This is a genomic window from Hymenobacter jeollabukensis, assembly GCF_005771675.1.
In the GTDB taxonomy this organism is placed as follows: Bacteria; Bacteroidota; Bacteroidia; order Cytophagales; family Hymenobacteraceae; genus Solirubrum; species Solirubrum jeollabukense.
Genome location: NZ_VAJM01000015.1, coordinates 21320 through 39816 on the forward strand (window position 1 = coordinate 21320; position 18497 = coordinate 39816).

Below are 18497 nucleotides of genomic sequence, written 5' to 3' on the forward strand. Positions count from 1 at the left end.
GAAGGTTAGTTGCGGGGACGAGACCGGTCCGCTTTGATTAGGGCGTTTTGCACCAGGATGTCAGAGTACACCATTTCAGCCGCTTGCCGCGAGGGGCCGGGCTGGGCAGCTTCGGCCAGCAGCCGGTCGGCTTCCTGGCGCAGTTGCATGGCCTTAATCATGTTTTCGTTAGAAGTATTCAGGGCCACCATCCGCTCGCCCTCGGTCATGGCGTAGCGGCCGGGGTTCTTGAGCGTAGCATTCATCTCGATGCTCTGCTGGGTCATCTCGTCGGCAATCTTGTAGTAGCCGAAGGCCGTGGCAATCTTTTTCTTCTGCATCATCTCCTCGTAGGCAAACGTGGAGACGGCGGCTTCCTCGCGCTTGAGCTGGTACTCGCGGGAGCTCATGCGGTTGTTGCCCGCCGTAGCGCCCGAGCCGAAGCGCGAAAACACGTCATACACCGTGTTCAAATCCTGCTGGGGGTTATTGAGCTGCAGGGCCTGGCGCAGGCGCTCGGCCTTCTGAAACACGGGCATGTACTGGTTGCTCTGCCCCCGGCCCGACATGGCCAGGGCGCGGGCGAACAGCTCCTGGGGGTTGGAGAGCCGCAGATCCTGAATGCTCTGCACCTTGCGCAGGTCGGCCTGCACCTGGCGCTGCAGCTGCAGGGTCTCGTCGGTAATGTCTTTGACCTGCCCGGTAATGTCCTTGGTGACACCAGCAATGTGCTTGGCGTCCTTAATGACCTGATAGTTTTTGACTGTTTCGGTCCACTGCGCGAGGCGCTTGGCAAACTCACCAATCTGCACGCCCATGTGCAGCGGGTCGTTCACTACCATCTGCGCCCGGGCGGCCGGGGCCGACGCCAGGGCCAGGGCGAAGGCCACGAGGGTCGGAAAAAGCGTCTTTTTCATCGTTGTATCCGGTTTAGTGAAAGGTTAGCGGGCCGCGGCTTCGGGGCCGAGCTGGCCGGCCGCCGCGGTGGTAATCAGAATGGGGTAGCCATCGGGCAGCAGCACGTCGCGCAGCCGGGTGCGGGTTTTGGGCCGCGAGAGCACCGAGGCGGCCACGCGGCCACCCACGCCCACCACGGAGTTGGCAGCTGAGGCGGAGCGGTCGATGGCCGTGCTGATTTCCTGGGTAGTTTGCTGCTGCAGTTCGTGGCTGGCCATGTTCGCCTCGCGGGCCACGCGCTTTACCGGGTCAATCATGATGCCCGGCATGTAGTTGAAGTCGTAGATATCGGCCTGCACCCGCGTCGGGCCGAGGCGGTTGACTTCCAGCGTCACGTTGTTGGTGCCCACGGTGGCCACGCAGGCGAAAACCATGTTCTTGGGAAAGGTCACGCCCGAGATAACGGCATCCTCCAGTAGGCGCAGGATGACCACCGAGCCGGTGCGCACCTTCTGTTCCCCGTTGATGACGCACTTGAAAAACACGTCCGAGGCCAGCTGTTGCTCGCGCTGGCTGCCCTGGGCCATCATCCGCGCCGAATTGCCCACCTTAACCGTACTGAAGCCGTTCAAGCCGGGGGCATTCAGGCGGGTAGCCAGCAGCTGCGCGGTCTGGTTGGGGTCGCGGTAGCGCTTGCCGGTCATGCGCTCGTAGGCCGCGCGGGTTTCAGGTGGGGAGGAGCCCAGCATGGCCAGCACGTCCGGGTCGGTTTCAAACGGAGTGCCGTCCACGTCGCGGGCTGGGACCAGGCTGCGGCCGGCCCAGCCGGAACCAGCGCCCGCGCGGCGCCCACTGCCGCCCCCGGCCGTCAGCCGCCGGCGGGGCACGACCAGCGTCTGCGCCCGGTAGGAGCCCGTGGCCGGGTCCTGAATGGTAGTTTCGATGGTGTCCACGTCGGCCGCGGCTAGGCGGGCGGCTTCTGCCCGGCGGCTGGCAGCCTGCGCGGCCGCCTGGGCGCGGCGCCGCTTGCGCAGGGCCAGGCCGGTGGTGTCAACGGCAAATACGTCCACGACATCCTGGTCGGTGGTGCGGGCCGGGGCGCTCTGGGCGTCCTGCTCGGCGCGGCGCTGGGCTTCTATCTGGGCGGAGGGCGAGGCAGCGGGCACCGGAGGAGCCGTTTCCACCGAAGGTATTTCGGGCTCGATGTTGGCCGATGCGGCTGCCACTGGTTCGCGCTCCTGCTGGGCCGCCCGTTGCGCGGCTTTCAGCCACAGCAGCAGGCCACCGATGATGAGCACCAGCAGCAGGCCGGCTAGGGCCATCCAATTGGCGCGGAGGAGCTCAGCAGGGGTGCGCTTAACCGGGGCAGAGGCCGGAGCAGATTGCTCGGCTTCCGGATTGGAAACGGTTCGGTCGTCTGACGTTGGGGGAATGATGGGTTCCATAGCAGAGAATAGCGGCGTTAGATGGTAGCGGCGCGGTTAATCACGCGGGAGGGCACGGGCAACACCAGCACCCGGGCGCCATTGAGTTCGCGCAGGGTTACTTCCAGGTAGCCGCGCTCGGTGGCCGCATACAGCGGAATGGCATAGGTTAAGTAGCCCGTAGAGCGCCCGGTAATCACCTGGTTCGGCCGCCCGCCTGAGGGGGCCAGCGGGCGCCGGGCCTCGTTCTTCTTGCGGGCCAGAAACTTCTTCTGGGCGTTTTCCACCAGCTGGAAGTCGGTGAAATCCACGTTGTAGTCAATGTTGGTCTTGTTGATGACTTTGAAGCGCAGATAGGTAAAGTCCTTATCGTTGCGCACGTTGGCCAGCGACAGCACTAGGTCGTTGTCGACCACGGCCACGGCCTGGTGCTCTTCCCGGGCTTTGCGCAGTTGGCTGAGCTTACCCTCAACGACGGCTTTTTTTTCGCGCTCCTTGTCCAGGGCCAGCTCGTTTTCCGGCGCGGCCCCCGTGGACGAGACGCTTTTGCCGTTAATGCTCAGCACGCCGTCCTTCTGGAAATCGTAGAGCTGCATAACCGGCCGGTTGGCGTACACGAGGCGGCCCATCCAGTACTTGGATCCGTAGCGGATGAGCATGGGCGTGGGCGGGGCATGCTTGCGCTTAGCGCGCACGAACACGGCATTGGCTTCAATCTTGACCAGGTAGTTGCCGGCCATGCCCACGTCGACCAGCGACACGGGCCCGCCAAACACCAGGTAGGTCGTGGAGGAATCGGATACGGCCACGTCTAGCAGGTTGTCCGAGGTAGCCAACGCCGTAGTCGAGGTGGAGGCAGTACTTTGCGCAGCAGCCGGCGCCATTTGCAGCAGTAGTAAAAACAGCCCCAGCAAGGCCGGGAGGGTGTAAAGTCGCATCGGAGGAAGGAATTAGTGATTAGTTAACGGGGGCGGTTGGGGCGGGCGTGGTGACCGGAGCTGTTGGCTCGGCGGTCGTGCCGGACGGAGCCAGGCCGCGCTGGGCTTCCTGCAGGCGGCGTTGGCGGTCGGCCTCCTGGGCCTGCAGCAGTTCCTGCTCTTCCCGCGTCAGCTGCGGGTTGTAGGAGATGTAGTCGAAGTTGGTGATGAGCAGCCCGTAGGGGTTGGCATCCGAGCGGTTGGTTTCCTCCAGGTTGAACTTGGCGGCCAGCGGCAGGGGCTCCTTCTGCTGGCCGCCGATGAAAATGCGCTGCTTGATGTAGACCGCGCCCGACCAGGGGCGCTTGCTCATGTCCACCAGCACGCTGTCCACGGTCACCGCGTTGCGGGCCGCGTAGCGCTCGTAGTTCTGCAGCACCTGCCCGCGGGTGAAGCCCTCGTAGATGCGCCGGCCGCCGCGGCCCTCAATCAGAGGCAGGGCCGCGTCCAGGTTGGCCTTGAAGGTGTATTGGTCGTGGCCGAACATGGTTTGCATGAACTGGCGCATCAGGTTGCGGGCCTCGTAGGGCGTGTGGGCGTCGTTGCCGGCCGAGAGGGCCGCCATCGAGCCGGTTTGCGAGACGACGTACACGCGCCGGCCGCTGTTTTCGTAGGCGCGGTACACCAGGAAGCCCGAGGCCAGGGCCACGAGCAGCAGGGCCAGCACGCTGCCCAGCGCCAGGTTGCGCATGGTGGAGAAAGAGGTACTTAAGTCTTTGGCGGAATCCATTGAGGTGTTGAGAGTCTGGTTGAGGTGAATGGTGCATTGCTTCCCCACTGCCCTTACCGGGGGATGGGCAGCAGCACCTTTTTGAAGGAGTCATCGAAGCTGCCAGCGCGGCCGCGGTACGGATAGACCACCAAAGCGGGTTGTTTCTGCTCGTTCTGGCCCACAAAGGCGTAGAGTGTGCCGCGCACAGTCAGGGGCTTGCGGGGCTCGATGGGCGTGACGGTGTACCGCTCGCGGCCGGGCACGTTCATGTTCTGGCCCCCCACGCGAAACGAGGCGAGGGTGTCCCGCCTGTTGGGAGCATAGAGCGGCAGCGAGGCCGGTACCTTCTGCCGGCCGAAGCCCTGCGGTATCCACTGCAGCACGGCCTCGTAGGCAATGCGGTAGCCCGGCGCGGTTTTCACGCCATCGGCCCGGTCCGGGTCCGACTGCCACATGGCCGGCAGCCGCAGCTGCAGCGGTTCGGCTTTCAGGAATTTGGCGGAAACGACCTGCAGATAGCCTTCGCGGGGAGTTTGCTCGGCTACGCCAAGCTTAAGGTCCACAGCCGAGATGGACAGTGGGGCCGGTGCGGCCGTTGCTGGTGGGGTTGAGGCCGGCGCCTCCGCCGCAACTTCTTCGTGGGCAGCATTTGATTGGCAGCTGGCCGTTACGCCGAGGGTAAAGCCCACGGCGATGAATAGCGGAAGATTCTTCATGGATAGGAAGTCAGGGAATGGGTTATTTGGTCCAGATGCCCGAGGCCCTCTGACGGTAGGACGGGTTCAGCGCTTCCGACATGGTGATGGTGGGCAGGCCCGAGGAAGCCGATGCCGCGGATTCACCCGAGTCGCCGGTGCTGGCCGTGCCTCCCCCACCGGGGCTATGTCCCCCTCCCCCGCCACGGTTGCCGCCGTTGCTGAGGGCCCGGCCCACGGCGCTCGACAGGCCCCCACCCCCGGGCGAGGCTACGCCGGCCACGGCCGTCGCGGCACCCACGGCCGAGCCAACCATGGAGCCCACGAAGCCTTGCACGGCCGAGGAGCCGATGAACATGGAGGTGAGGTAGGGCACCATCACGTAGAGCAGCACGAAGGCCACCGACATGACCATGAACTTCTCATCGTCCACCGACTGCTGCGGGCCGTTGGTAATGCCGCTGAACAGGCCGTTGGGGGCCTGCGCCGTTTCGGCATAAAAGCTGTAGATGGTGTCGAGCAGCACAAACGTGAGGCCCCAGAGCTGCACGGCCAGGAAATTCTGCAGCCACTTCATGGCCAGCTGCCCAAAGGCCGGAATCACCGACAGGGTCATGGCAATTGGCCCGCACACGTACAGAAAACCCAGGATGAACTGCTGGATAAACTGCATGATGTGGCGGATGATGAGCACCGCCGTCGCGGTGAACAGCTTGGTCAGGATGCCCGAGAGCGTGAACGAGTTCAGCGTCTGGGAAATGCTGGTCATCAGCGAACTGGCGCCGGCCACGATGTCGCCAATGCCCATGGAGTCGTTGCGCGCCGCCGCGGCTACCGCGGCCGGCGTGGTCAGGTCCCGAATGGCTTCCGCGGCCGATTTATCAGTGGAGAACATGGCCGTAAAGGCGGCCAGGCCCGCTCCCAGCGTGTCCACCAGCGTCTGGTAGAAGAAGAGCAGAAAGAATATCCAGGTGGCCTTGATAATCGGCCCCCAGTCCATGGCCAGCCCGCTGCCCGAGATAAAGCCGCGTCCGATGGTGTAGAGCAGCGCAATGCCCATCAGCGAGGGCGTGATGAAGCGGCAGGCGGTGAGCACCACCTGCAGGGTCTGGTCGCAGGCCCGCAGAAAGCCCGGGTCGATGCCGTAGGCTACCATTGCCAGCATACTCATCGGCTCAGGGCCCCTTTGCGGGCCTGTTTATCTTCCACAAACTGGTCGACGGCGTAGTCCAGGCGCTGCACCCGCACGGGCTCGTATTCTATCTGCCCCTCGGCGTTGAGCAGCACGTGGCCGTTCCTGTCGGTTTTGGGCCGCTGCTGGGTCTGCTGGTAGAACTTGACCAGCTTGTTGAGGTGGTTGCGCTCCACTGGCTTGGAGGTCAGGATGGCATCGAGCTGGGGCGAGGCTTCCAGCGCAAACACCTTCCCCTTGGCGCCCTGCTTGATGAAAAACTCGCGCAGGGCCTCGGTGGAGCGCACCGACTTAATCAAATCCATCTCGTGGCCGGTCAGGCCCAGCGGGGCCTGCAGCTGCGCCAGCGAGTCGGGGTTGACGTGGCGCAGGATAATCTTGGTGGCCGAGTTGTTGATGATGGCCGGCCCGATTTTGCTGCTGGTAATCTCGGTGATGCCCTGGGTGATGATGGTGACCGAGCCGTTGGTTTTGCGGATGGTGCGGTACATCGACTCGATGAACTCGGAGAGCACGCCCGAAAGCATGGTCCAGGCCTCGTCCAGGGCGATGTACTTGATGTCGTCGGGAAACTTGCGGAACAAATCCAGGCTCAGCTCGGTGATGAGCATGGCCACCACCGGGTAGAGGTCGGGGTCGGCCTGCACCTTGGCCAGGTCAAAGCAGATGAGCCGGTACTCCGACAAATCCACGTCGCGCTTGGCGTTGAGCACCCGCTCGTAGCGGCCGCCGGTTATGTACTGGCCCAGCACCAGGAAGAACTGGTGCATGTCGATGTACTTCAGGTTTTTCTGGTACTGCCGGCGGGCGCCATCCAGCGGGTCGGGCTCTACGCCCTCCCCCGGCACGGCCACCGGCTTCTGCATTTCCTGGTCGTAGCCCTCCACGAAGCGGTAGAAGCTTTCCATGCCGGGAAACTCCTCGTCCTTCTGGTTCAGGCGCGGGCTCTCGTTGAGGCAGGCGTAGTACTCAATCAGAAAGCGCGAGAGAATGGTGCGCTCCGACTTATCCAGGGCCGTGTCCTTGCCCCCCTTCCAGAGCGCGGCCAGCAGGGCCAGGTGAAAGTTGGTTTTCTCGTCGTTGTAGAGCCACTTGCCCGCCGCGTCGCGTGGCACCACGAAGGGGTTAAATTCGATGGGGCGCTGCGGGTCGTATTCGAAATAGGTGTTATCGAAGTCTTCGCCGTTGAGCGACTGCAGCACGTTGCGGTAGGTGCCGCCCACGTCCATGATGATTTGCCGGGCGCCCTTCTCGAAGCGCTGCACAATCAGGTTGCCGAAGGTGTAGCTCTTGCCTGAGCCCGAGGGCCCGATGACAATGGCGTTCTGGTTGTCCAGGGCCGTGTTGAAGAGGTTTACCTGTACTAGGTTGCGGAACCGATCGGTGAGGTACTCGCCCACCGGGTCGGTTTTGTAGGTGGCCGTCCAGTGGGAGTAGCAGGCGCCGCGGTCGGCGGTGCTCGTCAGCCAGCGGTCCGGTACCTGCCAGGCGTTGCCGGGCAGCAGGCCGAAGAAGACGGGCAGCGCTAGGTAGCTTTCGACCACGCTTTCCGTGCCGAACATGTAGCGAAAGGCCGCGGTGGCTCGCTCCACGTTCTCGCGCCGGCTCGTGTCATTCGTGTCCCAGAGCACGCAGCTCAGGTGCAGGCCCACAATCTGCTTGTTTTCGGCCCGCACCTCGGCGGTGAACTCCTCGACTTCGGCCGCGCGCAGGTGGTTGTCCTGCGTGGCCAGAAACGAAAGGGAGGCGTTGAGCTTGCGGTCGGTATCCAGCGAGCTGAGCTCGGCGCGGGTGTCCTGAATGAGCAGGGCCTGGGTGAGCACGTGCGGGCACTGCAGGATGTGGGTGAGCGGGTAGAGCATCGGCGCCGTCACCCCGTAGGAGTTGCGCACGGCCGGGTAGGCGTCGGAACCCTGCCCCACCATCGACAGCACGTTCACCTTCTGCTCGCCCACGCTGAAGGTGCCCAGGTCGTTGCCGATTTCGCGCTCCTGCCGGGTGGGCTGGCCGTCGAAGTTGAGGTTGAAGTACTGCAGGTAGAGCTGGTGAATCTCCGCGCTGGCCAGCCGCTCGAAGGTCACGCCGCCCAGGTTCTTGATGCCCTGAATAAATTCCACGGCGCCGCTTTCGGCCGCTTCGAGTGTGTGCACGAGCTGGGCAAACGGGTTTTTGAGCACGGCCTCGCCGGCGCGGGCCACCAGGGCATTTACGGCATTGGTCTTGGGCGACTTCACGGCTACCGGGGCGAAGGAGAGGAACAGGTAGGACTTCTGGAACAGCACCAGCCGCTCGAAGAAGTGCTTGTTCATCTTGTTTTCGAAGTAGGTCTGCTGGGTTTTGTCCTCGCGATAGGGGCGGTCATAATAGATGTCGGTTTTCTGCACGATGGTGCCTACCGGCAGGGGCCGCAGTACGCCCACCAGCGCGGTCTGGAAGGCCTCGTAGTCGTCCGAGGTCCAGCTCTCCATCTCGGCGGGCTCCACGCGGAAGCCTACCGCAACGCGGCCGTCCTTGAAGACCACCTTGTCGCCCTCGAAGCTGTGCACGGGCATCACGGCGTTAAGCGCGGCCGTTTTGGGCTTTTTGGTCATGGTTGGGGGTGGGAAGGGGCCCCACCGCCAGGCGGCGGGGCTGTATGAAGGTGAAGGAGAGCCAGCCCATCAGAAAGCCGGGCGCCTGCCGCTTGCTCAGGTAGCGCAGGCCCAGAATCAGGCCCAGCTCCACCAGGATGACGAGCAGGTACACTAGGCGCGGAATCTTAACGGCCATGCCCAGAAAGCCGAGCAGCAGCACCGAGCCGATGAACAGGCCGACCATGATGCCCAGGTCCTGAATGTTCATGCCCAGCACCTGCGCGGGCCGCTCAATGGATTTGTAGGAGCGCATGGCCGGTTAGCGTACGCCTCCGTCCCCGCCGCCCACGGCGCTGACCAAATCGTCCTTGAACAGCTGGAAGCCGAACCACAGAATCACGCCGCCCACGAGCCAGCCCAGGGAGCCCAGCGCGTCGGGTGCGCCCTGCACGAACTTCATCACCACCCGAATCAGGCCCACGATGAGCACGATGGCGAAAATGACCTGCACGATGCCTACGACAGTTTCCTGCACGCCTTCGAGCGCCGCCGCGGCGCCCCCGCCGCCCAGCTGGGCGCGGGCCGGGCTGGTGGCCAGGGTCAGGGTGGTGAGCAGGGCCGCCACGCGCTGCTCGGTTTTGGAAGGCTGGTAAGTCCGGCCGGCCGCGGCCAGCGAGTGCATCGTTTCAGTTGCCGCTAGGGCGTGGGTACGGGCCCGGGAAAGAAGGTTGGTTAGCATAGAAAGGAGGGTGGATGGAAACAGGGCGCTTATCTCCCCGAAAAGCAGGTGTGACGGTTAGGAAGGCTTGGCAGTGGGCACGGGGCTGCCGGTGCCGGGGAACAGGTCATTGAGGGCGGCGCGCTGCGCGGCTGCGTCCTTGTTCATGCGGGCCCGCCGCTGCTGGCGCAAGGCGATTTCGGCGGCGCGGTTGGCCTGGTCGTTGGCCGTGGGGGCCGGCGCGGTGATGGGGTTGTGAAACAGCGCTTCGGCCGGCTCTTCATCCGGGTCTGAGGCGGTTTGAGCGTCGGGCGATACGTTGCTGGGAGACTCGTCCACCGCGTCCAGCAGCACGGCAACAGCGCCAGCCGCGTGGCGAATGGAGGCCGGCCGAGGCGTTTCTTCTGTTGCCGGCCCAGCGGTGGCATTCAGCTCATCCGGCTGGGGTACCTGCGGGCTGTCGACCTCGCTGGCCGCAGTGACGGCTTCTTCCGGCAACTGGCCCGCCGCCGGGGCTTCGAGGTCTTCCGGGGGCAGCAGGCTAGCCAGGGCCGCACCCGTTGCGGCAGCCTCTACTGATACCGCAGCTTTGGGGATAGCGCTGGAAGGTGCGTAGTGGAAGGTGCGCAGGGAATGATGGTTGCGGGTGGCCGTCGCGGCAGGAGCCGCCGGCAGACCGCTACCCTTAAAGCGCCACCACAGCAGCGCCGCCAACGCGGCCAGGGCCAGAACAACCACCAACAAGAGTATACCAGAACGCATACCGCCCCCTTACGGCAGGATGCATTGTGGTGTTAGTAAAAAGTTAGTGAAAACTTAAAAATTACTTGGTCGTATGAAGCGACTATCCGTGAGGTGGAGTGTTGCCGGTTGCGACACGGCAATCGGTGGTAAATAGAAGATTTGAGTTTTTCCCGGAGGGCATGGCATCTTGTAGCCGTGGTTTGCGTCCTTTGGAGTATTGCTCCGATTTTTTAGCCCCTACTGCCCCCAGCAGCACACCTCCTCGCATGTCGTCATCTGACCATCTAGCCACCCCGTTGGGGTTTCCTGACCTTAGCCTGTCCGCGCCCTATTCGGAGTGCCTGCGCTACGTGCAGTTTCGTCTTAAAGCCCTGCCTCAGGGTGAGTTAACCGCTTTTTGTGCCCAACATGGCCTGACTTATACCAACGTCGTCAACCTGAAGAATGGCAAGCTCAAGCGCGACGAGCCCCGCCTCGTGCAAAAGGTGCTGCGCGCCCTGGGCGTGCCCACAGAAATTGTGCGCATCGACATCGGCAGCGGTGCCAACCAGTACGTGTTCGGCGGCAGCGAGCTGTTAGCCCAATTCCGCGAGCAGCTGGCCTTCTTCGACACGACCGCACAGCGCGCCGGCAGTTCGCCGCCGACCACCTAACCCCGGATAGCTTTCCTGCTTGGGGCCCCGCCCCCGGGTGCTGGCAAGGAGATGGAGCTGTCCGGCTCCACTCCCCCAGCCCACCCCATGAACGCACCCCGGGAAAACGACCCTACCGAGCTCGACCGCTTCAAGCGCGACATTGACTTGGTTGACTACGCCCAGCGCCAGGGCTACACCATCAAGAAGGAAGGCCGCCGTGGTGACTGGCACCACCTGGTCAAAGACGATGAGCACGTCATCGTCACCCGCAAGGGCGACCATCAGGTGTACCTGAACACCGGCGACGACCGCGACGCGGGCTCCATCATCGACTTTGCCAAAACCCGGGGCGGCAACGGCCACGGCCTCAACCTGGGCCAGGTGCGCCAGCAATTGCGCGAATACCTCGACGGCGCCCCTGCCCCGGCGCGGGTGTACGCCACCCCGCCCGAACCCGTACGGCTCAGCAGCCTGCCGGTGGGCGACCTGGAGCAGGCGGCCCGGCAGGCCGAGGAGGAGCGTCGTACCCGGCTGATTTCCGAGGTGCTGGGCGTCAATAAAGAACTCACCGACCGCAGCTACCTGCACGGGCGCGGCATTACCGACGAGACGCTGGATAACCCGGCCTTTCAGGGGCGCATCTTCACCGCGCAGCAGAACGAGCACAAAAACACGGCCTTCCCCCTCTACAACGAGCACGGGCTGGCCAGCGTCGAGCAGAAGAACGAGCACTACAAAAGCCTGCTGCCCCTGCCCAAAAACGGCATCTGGGTGTCGCACCCCACCGAGGGCAAGGACACGCAGGTGGAGCGCGTGGTGGTGAGCGAGTCGGCCATCGATTCGCTTTCTCACTTCCAGCTCAAGCACGGACAGGACCCCAAGAACACGCTCTACATTGCTACCAGCGGCACGCCCACCGAGGCGCAGGTGGCCCTGATTCAGCGCGTCATCGACAAGCAGCAGCCCCGGGAGGTGGTGCTGGCCAACGACCGCGACGCCGGCGGCCGCCAGTTCAACATTAATTACCTCAACGAGCTGCAGCCGGCCCGGCCGATGGTGTCGGTGGCCGAGCAGGAAGCCTACCGCGAGGCCTCACGGCCGGTGGAGTGGCACGCTACTAGCGACAAGTACCACACCAGCCTCAAGGTGACTTTTCACCACGACTCGGCCGAACAGCGCGCCGGCCAGGTGCAGCAGCTTCGCGAGCGGGTAGACCACATCAACCAGACCCAGCAGGACGGCCCTTCGCTTGCCGTGGAAGTGCAGCGCAGCACCGAGCAGGCCACCATCGTGCGCCTGACCGTGGCCCGGGCCGACACGGCCCAGCTGGAAGTCGTGGCCCAGGAGCTATACCAGCAGCGGGAGCAACAGCGCCCGGAGGTCGAGCGCCAGCAGGATAGTTTTCTGCGCGTGGACTACCCGCTGGCCAAGGACTTCAACAAGGAGCTGGAGTACACCAGCCAAGGCCTGAGCGCCGAGCAAATCCGGGCTGCGGCTCAGCGCGAGGAGCAGCAGCGCGAGTCGGAGGGCCAGCAGCGCCTGGCCGAAGCCCAGCGCCAGGAGCGCGAGCAGCGGGCCCTGGAGCGACAAGCGCAACGGGAGCAGGAGAATACCCCGGAAGCGCAGCAGGAGCGCGAGCGGAACGACCAGCGCTTTAATCAAGCTGTGCTTGGAGCCGCTGCAGCTGAAGAACAGCAACGTCCAGCGCGCTCCTACCGCAGCGAGCAGGAAGCCGCCGAGCACACGGCGCAGTTTGTGCACGCCAAAGATGCCGGGCTGGTGCTGCTGAAGGAGTATATCCACGACAACCCGCCGCCCGCCGGCCGCAAAGTCGACGAAGCCGAGCGTGAGGAACTGCGCGACCGGGCCCGCTTTGCCGCGACGGTTGCCGGGCCGGCCCCCGTGGTTGATGCCGCTGAAGTGAAAACGGCAACGTGGAAGATTGACGAGCTGGAGCCGGGCGCCACCGGCCGCGCGGAGGCCTGGAAAGCTATTCTGGACAACTCCGGCTACTCCATGCGCACGAGTGACGTGCGCAGTACGGTAGATGAGCAGGGCATTCGGCGGGCAGAGTTTGATATGACTTACCGCAACGACCAGCCGGATATTGCCATCATCCACGCCATTGTGACCAACACCAATGCCCGCGCTGTGGCCAACAAGGAGCAGTACGCTGGGGTAAGCGTCGTCGAGCGCGACGAAGACCGGGCTGCCCGGCAACTGGCCGCCGAGGCTGCCCCCTTCCAGCCCCACAACCGCGACCGGAGTCTGGACGTGGCGGCCAAGCCGGATGCCGCGATTGGTGCAGCTGCACCCGAGGCCATTCGCGCCGACACGTCAGGCACCGAAAAGCAGGTAATTATTCGGGTGGACGAACCAGCCCTTACTACGGGCGAGCGAGGTCAGGCCGAGGCCGTGCAGGCAGCCGTCGAAACCAGTGGGGCCAAGGTAGGCAGCGTACAAAGCACAACCGATGAGCAAGGCATCCGATACTCGGAGATGAAAGTGTCGTACCGCACCGACCAGCCCGAGATTACGCAGATAAGCCAGACGCTTGATGCCGTGGCGGAGCAGCGCGGCAGTCAACTGGTGGAGCACAGCAGCGACCGGGCGGAGCGGCACGAGGCAGCCCGCCATAGCTTAGAGGCCAAGCAGCCAGCTCAGCAACTGGAGCGATGAGGTAACCGGTAGCAGGGGGCAATCCGCTGCTTTCCTGCTTTCTTTGGCTAAGGGTGACGCGTATCGTAGGTGCTTAGTGAGGGTCTAGGCTTCGGCTTGGATGCAACGGTTGCGGCGCCCCTACCGGTCGGTTTCCATTGAGGGAAGTCTGGTGACTCCTTGGAGTTGCCTAAGCGACTGGGGAGCGGCCGCCTACCCGGGCGGCCGCTTTGCATTACCGGAAGCTGTACCTGAAGTGGCGGAGCCTGTTTCTGACCGTTAGAAGAGAGCAGGACAGCTAGAATTTACGCCTGCGGCGCTTGCTGGCAGGTGCCGGGACCGGAATGTACACTGGGGGCGCAGGACGGGGCGGCCCGTATTGAGAACGCAGGTAATCCTCGATGCCATAGTCACCCAGCTCAATAATCTTCCCATAATCGAGCTTGCCCTCAAAGAGTGCCTGCTCTTTTAGGTAGGCCATGTGCTGGTTGTAGATGCCGTTTTTCAGGTGCACGGTAATGCACACCTTATCTTCCTCGTATTCGTGCTCGATGCTGTACACGTAGTAGCGCCCGCTGCCGGTAACGCCGGCCAGAAACGGCAGGTAAATGGTATCGCCCACGCGCGGCGTGACAGCGAGCCGGCATTGAAAAGTCCGGTAGTCACGGAAGCCAGGGGCGCAGAACGTGTGCACCACCTGGGTGAACTGCAGCACGTCGGGGTTCTCCTCAATGGCCGTCAGGAAATCCCCGTGGAGCGTTTCAATCTGCTTGCGCAGCTTCCCAGCCGTAAGGCCTAGCTTCTCCTGCAGGACCTTGCTGACGGGGTATGGCCAAGTCATGGTTTGAATTTCATCAATAAGCGGGTCGTAGGCCTTGCCCTGCCCGCGAAGTTTAAGCAGTCCCGAGCGGGCCGAGGTAAGGTCGGAGAGCATGTCCCGAACCCGCAGTGGGTCCTTGGGGCGTTCCTGGTAGCGTTTAGCCATAGCAGTAGTAGGTTAGAGTCTGGTGTTTAACTCTAAAATAGTCGTTGGCACCCGCCGACCAGGGTGTGCTAGACTTTAAGCTTGGCATTGTGTACCCCCATCATTAAAGAACATTGACGTCCGGCTGCGCATCTGTTATGCAGCAGTCAAGTAAGCTGACTTACGACCATTAAAACGCCCTGCTGAGCAACTGCTTTGCAGGGCGTTTTCGTGCATGCTAACCGACTAGTGTTCCGTAGCTACGGCCACTGGTGGCTATTGTCCGAAACAGTGCTCATCCTACCAAGAGCAAATCTTCCAACCGGGTGGTGTACTGCGGCGTACGCCACTGCGCTTGCCCTTCCCAGGGTGCCTGCGCCTTGCCCGGCGGCAGCACCAGCGAGGCCAGTTTCACGGTGCCTTTGCCGAAGCGGCGGTTCAGTGCGTCCAACTCGGCCATCAGCTTGGCCCGTTTTTCCGAAACGGGCGCGGGTTCAAACAGCGTGAGCTGGGTTTGTCCTTCCGGCTCCAGGCCGTTGAGTATCACGCCGGCCTTGGTGTAACGGTTGCCCGGCTGCCAGAGGCGCTTGAGCGCCGCCCGGGCAAAGCGGACCAGCTCAATGGTGTCGTTAGTGGCCACGGGCAGGGTGAGCACGGCGGAGCAGGAATAGGGCGGCGGTTCCAGACCGAAGCGGCTCTTACTCAGGAATACGGTCATTAGGTGCGCCGCATCGCCCTGCCGGCGCAGCTTCTCCGCGGCCCGGGAGGCAAACGCGCTGACAGCGCCCGTCACGTCGGGAAAGTCCGTGAGCGGCCGGCCAAACGTTCGCGATACGCACAGCGTGCGGCGCGATAAGGTGCCGTCTTCGCTTGGGGCCAGCCCCTGGCAAGGGTAACCCTGCAGCTCGCGCACCAGCCGGGCGCCCACCACCCCGCCCAGGTGCTTGCGGGCAAAGGCTTCCGAGCAGCCCGCCAGCCCGGCGGCTGTGGTGATGCCGGCGGTGTAGAGCTTTTGGGCATACTGCCGGCCAATGCCCCAGACATCTTCCACGTCGACCTGCTCCAGGGTCCAGCGGCGGCGCTCTGCCGTGTCGAGGTGGCACACGCCGCCCATCTCCGGGTTCTTCTTGGCCAGGCGGTTGGCCAGCTTGGCCAGCGTCTTGGTGGGCGCAATGCCCACACAGGTCGGGATGCCGGTGCGGGCCAGCACGTTGGCTCGCACGGTGCGGGCAAAGCTTTCCAGGCTGTTAACCACGAAGCGTTCCATGCCGTGCAGGTCCAGAAAGGCCTCGTCGATGGAATACACTTCCACGGCCGGCGCCACCTGGCTCAGGTACCACATCACCCGGCGCGACATGTCGCCGTACAGCGCGTAGTTGCTGGAAAACACGGCCACCTGGTGCTGCTCCAGCAGGGGTTTGACCTGAAAGTACGGGTCGCCCATCTGCAGGCCCAAGGCCTTGGCTTCCGCGCTCCGGGATATCAAACAGCCATCATTATTGCTCAATACAACAACTGGCCGGCCGTCGAGTCGGGGCTGAAAAACCCGCTCGCAGCTGACGTAGAAGTTGTTGCAGTCGACTAAGGCGTACATGGCTAGTCGCGGGTGCGCAGCAGGGCCGCCAGTTTGCCGGGAATCAGCTCGTGCAACACGTGGGTGACCACGCTCCATATACGCACGGCACCGGCGTCGTGAATCTCCCAGGGTTGGTAGTCCGGATTTTCCGGCTTCAGCCACCAGGTACCGTGCTCACAGACCAGGCGCTTGACGGTGCATTCTCCGTCCACTACGGCCACCACGATGTGATTGTGGTCGGCCTCCATCTGCTTGTCCACAGCCAGCAGGTCGCCTTCGTGAATCTCGGCGTTTTTCATGCTCTCCCCGCTCACCCGCACCAGGTAGGTGGCGTCGGGGTGTCGCAAGAGCAGGCGGTTCAAGTCGAAGAGCTCGTCGGTGTAATCGGAAGCAGGCGAGGGAAAGCCGGCGGATACCGAACAGCTGAAAAGCGGGAGCAAAAAAGGCGTTTGGGAGTCTTGGACCGGGATTAATTCGACGTTGCGCATGGGTGGTATAGAGTAGGCGTGTCCACAATAATACGCGCTGCTAATATAATTAGTAATGACAAGGCTAAAAATAGTAGTTGTCAAATCCGTTCGCTCAACTGTTTCTGGCTGTCCAATACCGCGCCGGCCACACCAGACCCCAACGCCAGCCGGCTCAAAATCAGGCCCGCGTCGGGGCATCCTGCGCTTATAAAAAGTGGTTTTTCAACTCCTCAGCCCGCAGGCTGACCAGTTGAAAGAAGCAGCTGTTTGAGGGCTTTTTCGCAGGGGGCAGTGGGGAAAAGAAGGTTGAATAAAAAGAGCAAAAAGATATAAAATAAAGAGCACAATGTAAACTTAGCGGCGGCTGTTTTCGTTTATATAATATAGGAAACGCTCACAAAAACAGCGCTTTATTATGAAAAAGACCCGCAAGCCCGCCCCCCGCAAAGCTGCCACGGCCGCAACTTCTCGCCCCGATGTGTATCAGATTGTGACTGACCGGATTGTGTCCGCGTTAGAAGGCGGCGTGATTCCGTGGCACAAGCCGTGGAGCGCGATGTACGGCCTGCCCCGCAACTACGCCACGGGGGCCGCTTACTCAGGCATCAACGCCTTTCTGCTACACTTTAGCGGAGCGCTGCCCTTTTTCCTGACGTTCAAGCAGACGCTGGCTCTGGGTGGGAACGTGCGCAAGGGCGCCAAGGGGCATCCGGTGGTGTACTATAACGTATCGGTGCGCGAGAACGAGCAGACCGGCAAGGAGGAAAAGCTTCCCTTTCTGAAGTACTACACCGTGTTTTCGGTGGAAGACATCGAAGGCATCGAATTTGATTTGCCGGCGGTGGAGCGCCACGCGCATACGCCCATTGAAGCGGCGGAAGCCATTGTGAGCGGCTGGGAGGAGCGCCCGGCCATTGAGCACCGGCACCAGCGCGCTTACTACTCCCCGGCGCTGGATATGGTCAACATGCCCGAGCGGACCACCTTTACCACGGCCGAAGGCTATTATGCTACCCTGTTTCACGAGCTGACCCACAGCACGGGCCACGCCTCCCGGTTGGACCGCCCGGACCTGACCGCCGGCGAAGGCAAACTATCAGCCAGCTACGCCCGCGAGGAGCTGACGGCGGAGATGGGCGCCTCCTTCCTATGCGCGGCCGCCGGCCTCAATCCCGAGATGACCGAGCCCAATGCCGTGGCCTACATCCAGTCATGGCTGGAGCGCCTGAAAAACGATAAAAAGCTGGTGCTGCAAGCCGCCAGCAAGGCCCAGCGCGCCACTCGGCTGATTCTGGGCCTGCCGGAGGAAGGGGAGGCCGTGCCGGCCCCGGCTCCTGCCCGCGTGCTGGAATTCGCCGCCGAAGAAGACGAAGTCAGCCGGCAGTACCGGGAGGCGGAGCTCAGCTGGCTGGCCGCCGCCTGAGCCGCGCCGCGGGCCGCTGTTTCCGGCGGCCCGCCCGGCCTTGGGTTCACTCATTTCTCCCCTACCGCCCCATGAATGCAAGCGAAGCCCCCGTTTTCGGGGAGCCCAACTGGAACCGGTACCGTACCCGGGTAGCCGAGATGCTGACCGACGTGGAAGCCGACATGCAGCAGCGCGGCTACGGCCTCAGCCTCGAAGGCCTGACGTTGGAAGTAGCCGAGCGCCTGTCGTTGGGCGTGGCAACGCTGGAAGACTTTCAGGTGCTGGAGGCCCTGGTAAAGGCCCTGCGGCCCGTTGCCCGCGAGGCGGTCCGTACCATCCGTGAGCAGCAGGGCGGGCAGTTTGCGCTGCTCTTGCTGTAATCCATTCCCCTTCTACTCCTCATTTTAACAAATCCCGTGAACCAGCATTTAAAATCCACTCCCCTGGCGGACCCGTTTCCGCCGCAGCAGGCTTACCTGGCTATCGAGTTAAAGCCCGTTGATGCGGCGGAGCGGCACCGTCTGCAGGCCCTGCGCCAGCACGTGCAGGCTCATACCCACACTACCGATTTGCGCGGGCTGGCGGGGGCGGTGAAGAAGCTCCTGGGCGCCGGTTATGAAGTCGGCTGTGGCAGCTCCCACATCTGGATACTGCGCGCCGGCGACACCGCGCGCCTGGCCATTGTAGCTGACCTGCTGACTACGGCTTACCGGGACTGGTTTGAGCCCTTGCCTGAAGCTCCCGCCACCAGCCGCCTTTCCTGCCCCTGCCCTACCGGGGAGCCGCCTGCTCCTAGCCGTATGGGAGGCTAACGGCTCCAAGTGCTTTTCTTAAAGCGCCGCTAACCAGTCAGGTGGTGCTTTTTTTCGGGTGTCATT

The 18497-nt window shown here is 63.1% G+C and carries 18 protein-coding genes; 5 read left to right on the top strand and 13 right to left on the bottom strand.

Going from position 1 to position 18497, the window contains the following annotated elements; translation table 11 throughout:
- Window positions 1-5: 5 nt before the first annotated feature.
- The 10 genes from FDY95_RS22120 to FDY95_RS22165 form a co-directional block, all read right to left on the bottom strand.
- Window positions 6-896, bottom strand: coding sequence for a hypothetical protein (locus FDY95_RS22120; protein ID WP_138081115.1), 891 nt, complete (start codon window positions 894-896; stop codon window positions 6-8).
- A gap of 24 nt (window positions 897-920) precedes the next feature.
- Complete coding sequence (traM, locus tag FDY95_RS22125; protein WP_171025794.1) at window positions 921-2198, bottom strand: conjugative transposon protein TraM; 1278 nt, start codon at window positions 2196-2198, stop codon at window positions 921-923.
- A 140-nt stretch (window positions 2199-2338) separates the two neighbouring features.
- Window positions 2339-3238, bottom strand: a complete 900-nt coding sequence (locus FDY95_RS22130) for a DUF4138 domain-containing protein (RefSeq protein ID WP_138081119.1) — start codon at window positions 3236-3238, stop codon at window positions 2339-2341.
- Window positions 3239-3257: 19 nt separating this feature from the next.
- Window positions 3258-4007, bottom strand: a complete 750-nt coding sequence (locus FDY95_RS22135) for a conjugal transfer protein TraK (protein ID WP_138081121.1) — start codon at window positions 4005-4007, stop codon at window positions 3258-3260.
- 53 nt (window positions 4008-4060) lie between these two features.
- Window positions 4061-4552, bottom strand: a complete 492-nt coding sequence (locus FDY95_RS22140; RefSeq protein ID WP_138081123.1) for a hypothetical protein — start codon at window positions 4550-4552, stop codon at window positions 4061-4063.
- Window positions 4553-4727: 175 nt separating this feature from the next.
- Window positions 4728-5849 (bottom strand): conjugal transfer protein TraG N-terminal domain-containing protein, encoded by a 1122-nt coding sequence (locus FDY95_RS22145; RefSeq protein ID WP_171025795.1) that lies wholly within the window; start codon window positions 5847-5849, stop codon window positions 4728-4730.
- A 2-nt stretch (window positions 5850-5851) separates the two neighbouring features.
- Complete coding sequence (locus FDY95_RS22150) at window positions 5852-8467, bottom strand: TraG/VirB4 family ATPase (RefSeq protein ID WP_138081127.1); 2616 nt, start codon at window positions 8465-8467, stop codon at window positions 5852-5854.
- Entirely contained in the window at window positions 8436-8762 is a 327-nt protein-coding gene (locus FDY95_RS22155; protein ID WP_138081129.1) for a hypothetical protein, read from the bottom strand. Before FDY95_RS22155 ends, FDY95_RS22150 begins: the two co-directional genes overlap by 32 nt.
- A 6-nt stretch (window positions 8763-8768) precedes the next feature.
- On the bottom strand, window positions 8769-9188 hold the full coding sequence (locus FDY95_RS22160; protein ID WP_138081132.1) for a hypothetical protein: 420 nt from the start codon (window positions 9186-9188) through the stop codon (window positions 8769-8771).
- A 57-nt stretch (window positions 9189-9245) separates the two neighbouring features.
- Entirely contained in the window at window positions 9246-9929 is a 684-nt protein-coding gene (locus FDY95_RS22165; RefSeq protein WP_138081134.1) for a hypothetical protein, read from the bottom strand.
- Window positions 9930-10177: 248 nt separating this feature from the next.
- On the opposite strand from FDY95_RS22165, the gene FDY95_RS22170 reads away from it, so the two are divergent.
- Window positions 10178-10564: a hypothetical protein gene (locus FDY95_RS22170; RefSeq protein ID WP_138081136.1), complete on the top strand. Its 387-nt coding sequence runs from the start codon at window positions 10178-10180 to the stop codon at window positions 10562-10564.
- A gap of 87 nt (window positions 10565-10651) precedes the next feature.
- On the top strand, window positions 10652-13225 hold the full coding sequence (locus FDY95_RS22175; protein WP_171025796.1) for a toprim domain-containing protein: 2574 nt from the start codon (window positions 10652-10654) through the stop codon (window positions 13223-13225).
- A gap of 277 nt (window positions 13226-13502) precedes the next feature.
- Here the strand turns inward: FDY95_RS22175 and FDY95_RS22180 are convergent, their stop codons facing one another.
- The 3 genes from FDY95_RS22180 to FDY95_RS22190 form a co-directional block, all read right to left on the bottom strand.
- Window positions 13503-14189, bottom strand: a complete 687-nt coding sequence (locus FDY95_RS22180; protein ID WP_138081140.1) for a hypothetical protein — start codon at window positions 14187-14189, stop codon at window positions 13503-13505.
- A gap of 274 nt (window positions 14190-14463) precedes the next feature.
- The gene (locus FDY95_RS22185) at window positions 14464-15762 is read right to left on the bottom strand and encodes a Y-family DNA polymerase (protein WP_138081142.1); all 1299 of its coding nucleotides are present in this window, start codon (window positions 15760-15762) and stop codon (window positions 14464-14466) included.
- Between the two features lie 2 nt (window positions 15763-15764).
- Entirely contained in the window at window positions 15765-16184 is a 420-nt protein-coding gene (locus tag FDY95_RS22190; protein ID WP_246074108.1) for a LexA family protein, read from the bottom strand.
- A gap of 445 nt (window positions 16185-16629) precedes the next feature.
- On the opposite strand from FDY95_RS22190, the gene FDY95_RS22195 reads away from it, so the two are divergent.
- The 3 genes from FDY95_RS22195 (at window position 16630) to FDY95_RS22205 (ending at window position 18431) form a co-directional block, all read left to right on the top strand.
- Window positions 16630-17637 (top strand): ArdC family protein, encoded by a 1008-nt coding sequence (locus FDY95_RS22195; protein ID WP_138081146.1) that lies wholly within the window; start codon window positions 16630-16632, stop codon window positions 17635-17637.
- Window positions 17638-17708: 71 nt separating this feature from the next.
- Window positions 17709-17999 (top strand): hypothetical protein, encoded by a 291-nt coding sequence (locus FDY95_RS22200; RefSeq protein WP_138081148.1) that lies wholly within the window; start codon window positions 17709-17711, stop codon window positions 17997-17999.
- 36 nt (window positions 18000-18035) lie between these two features.
- Window positions 18036-18431, top strand: coding sequence for a hypothetical protein (locus FDY95_RS22205; protein WP_138081150.1), 396 nt, complete (start codon window positions 18036-18038; stop codon window positions 18429-18431).
- The last annotated feature ends 66 nt before the right edge of the window (window positions 18432-18497 follow it).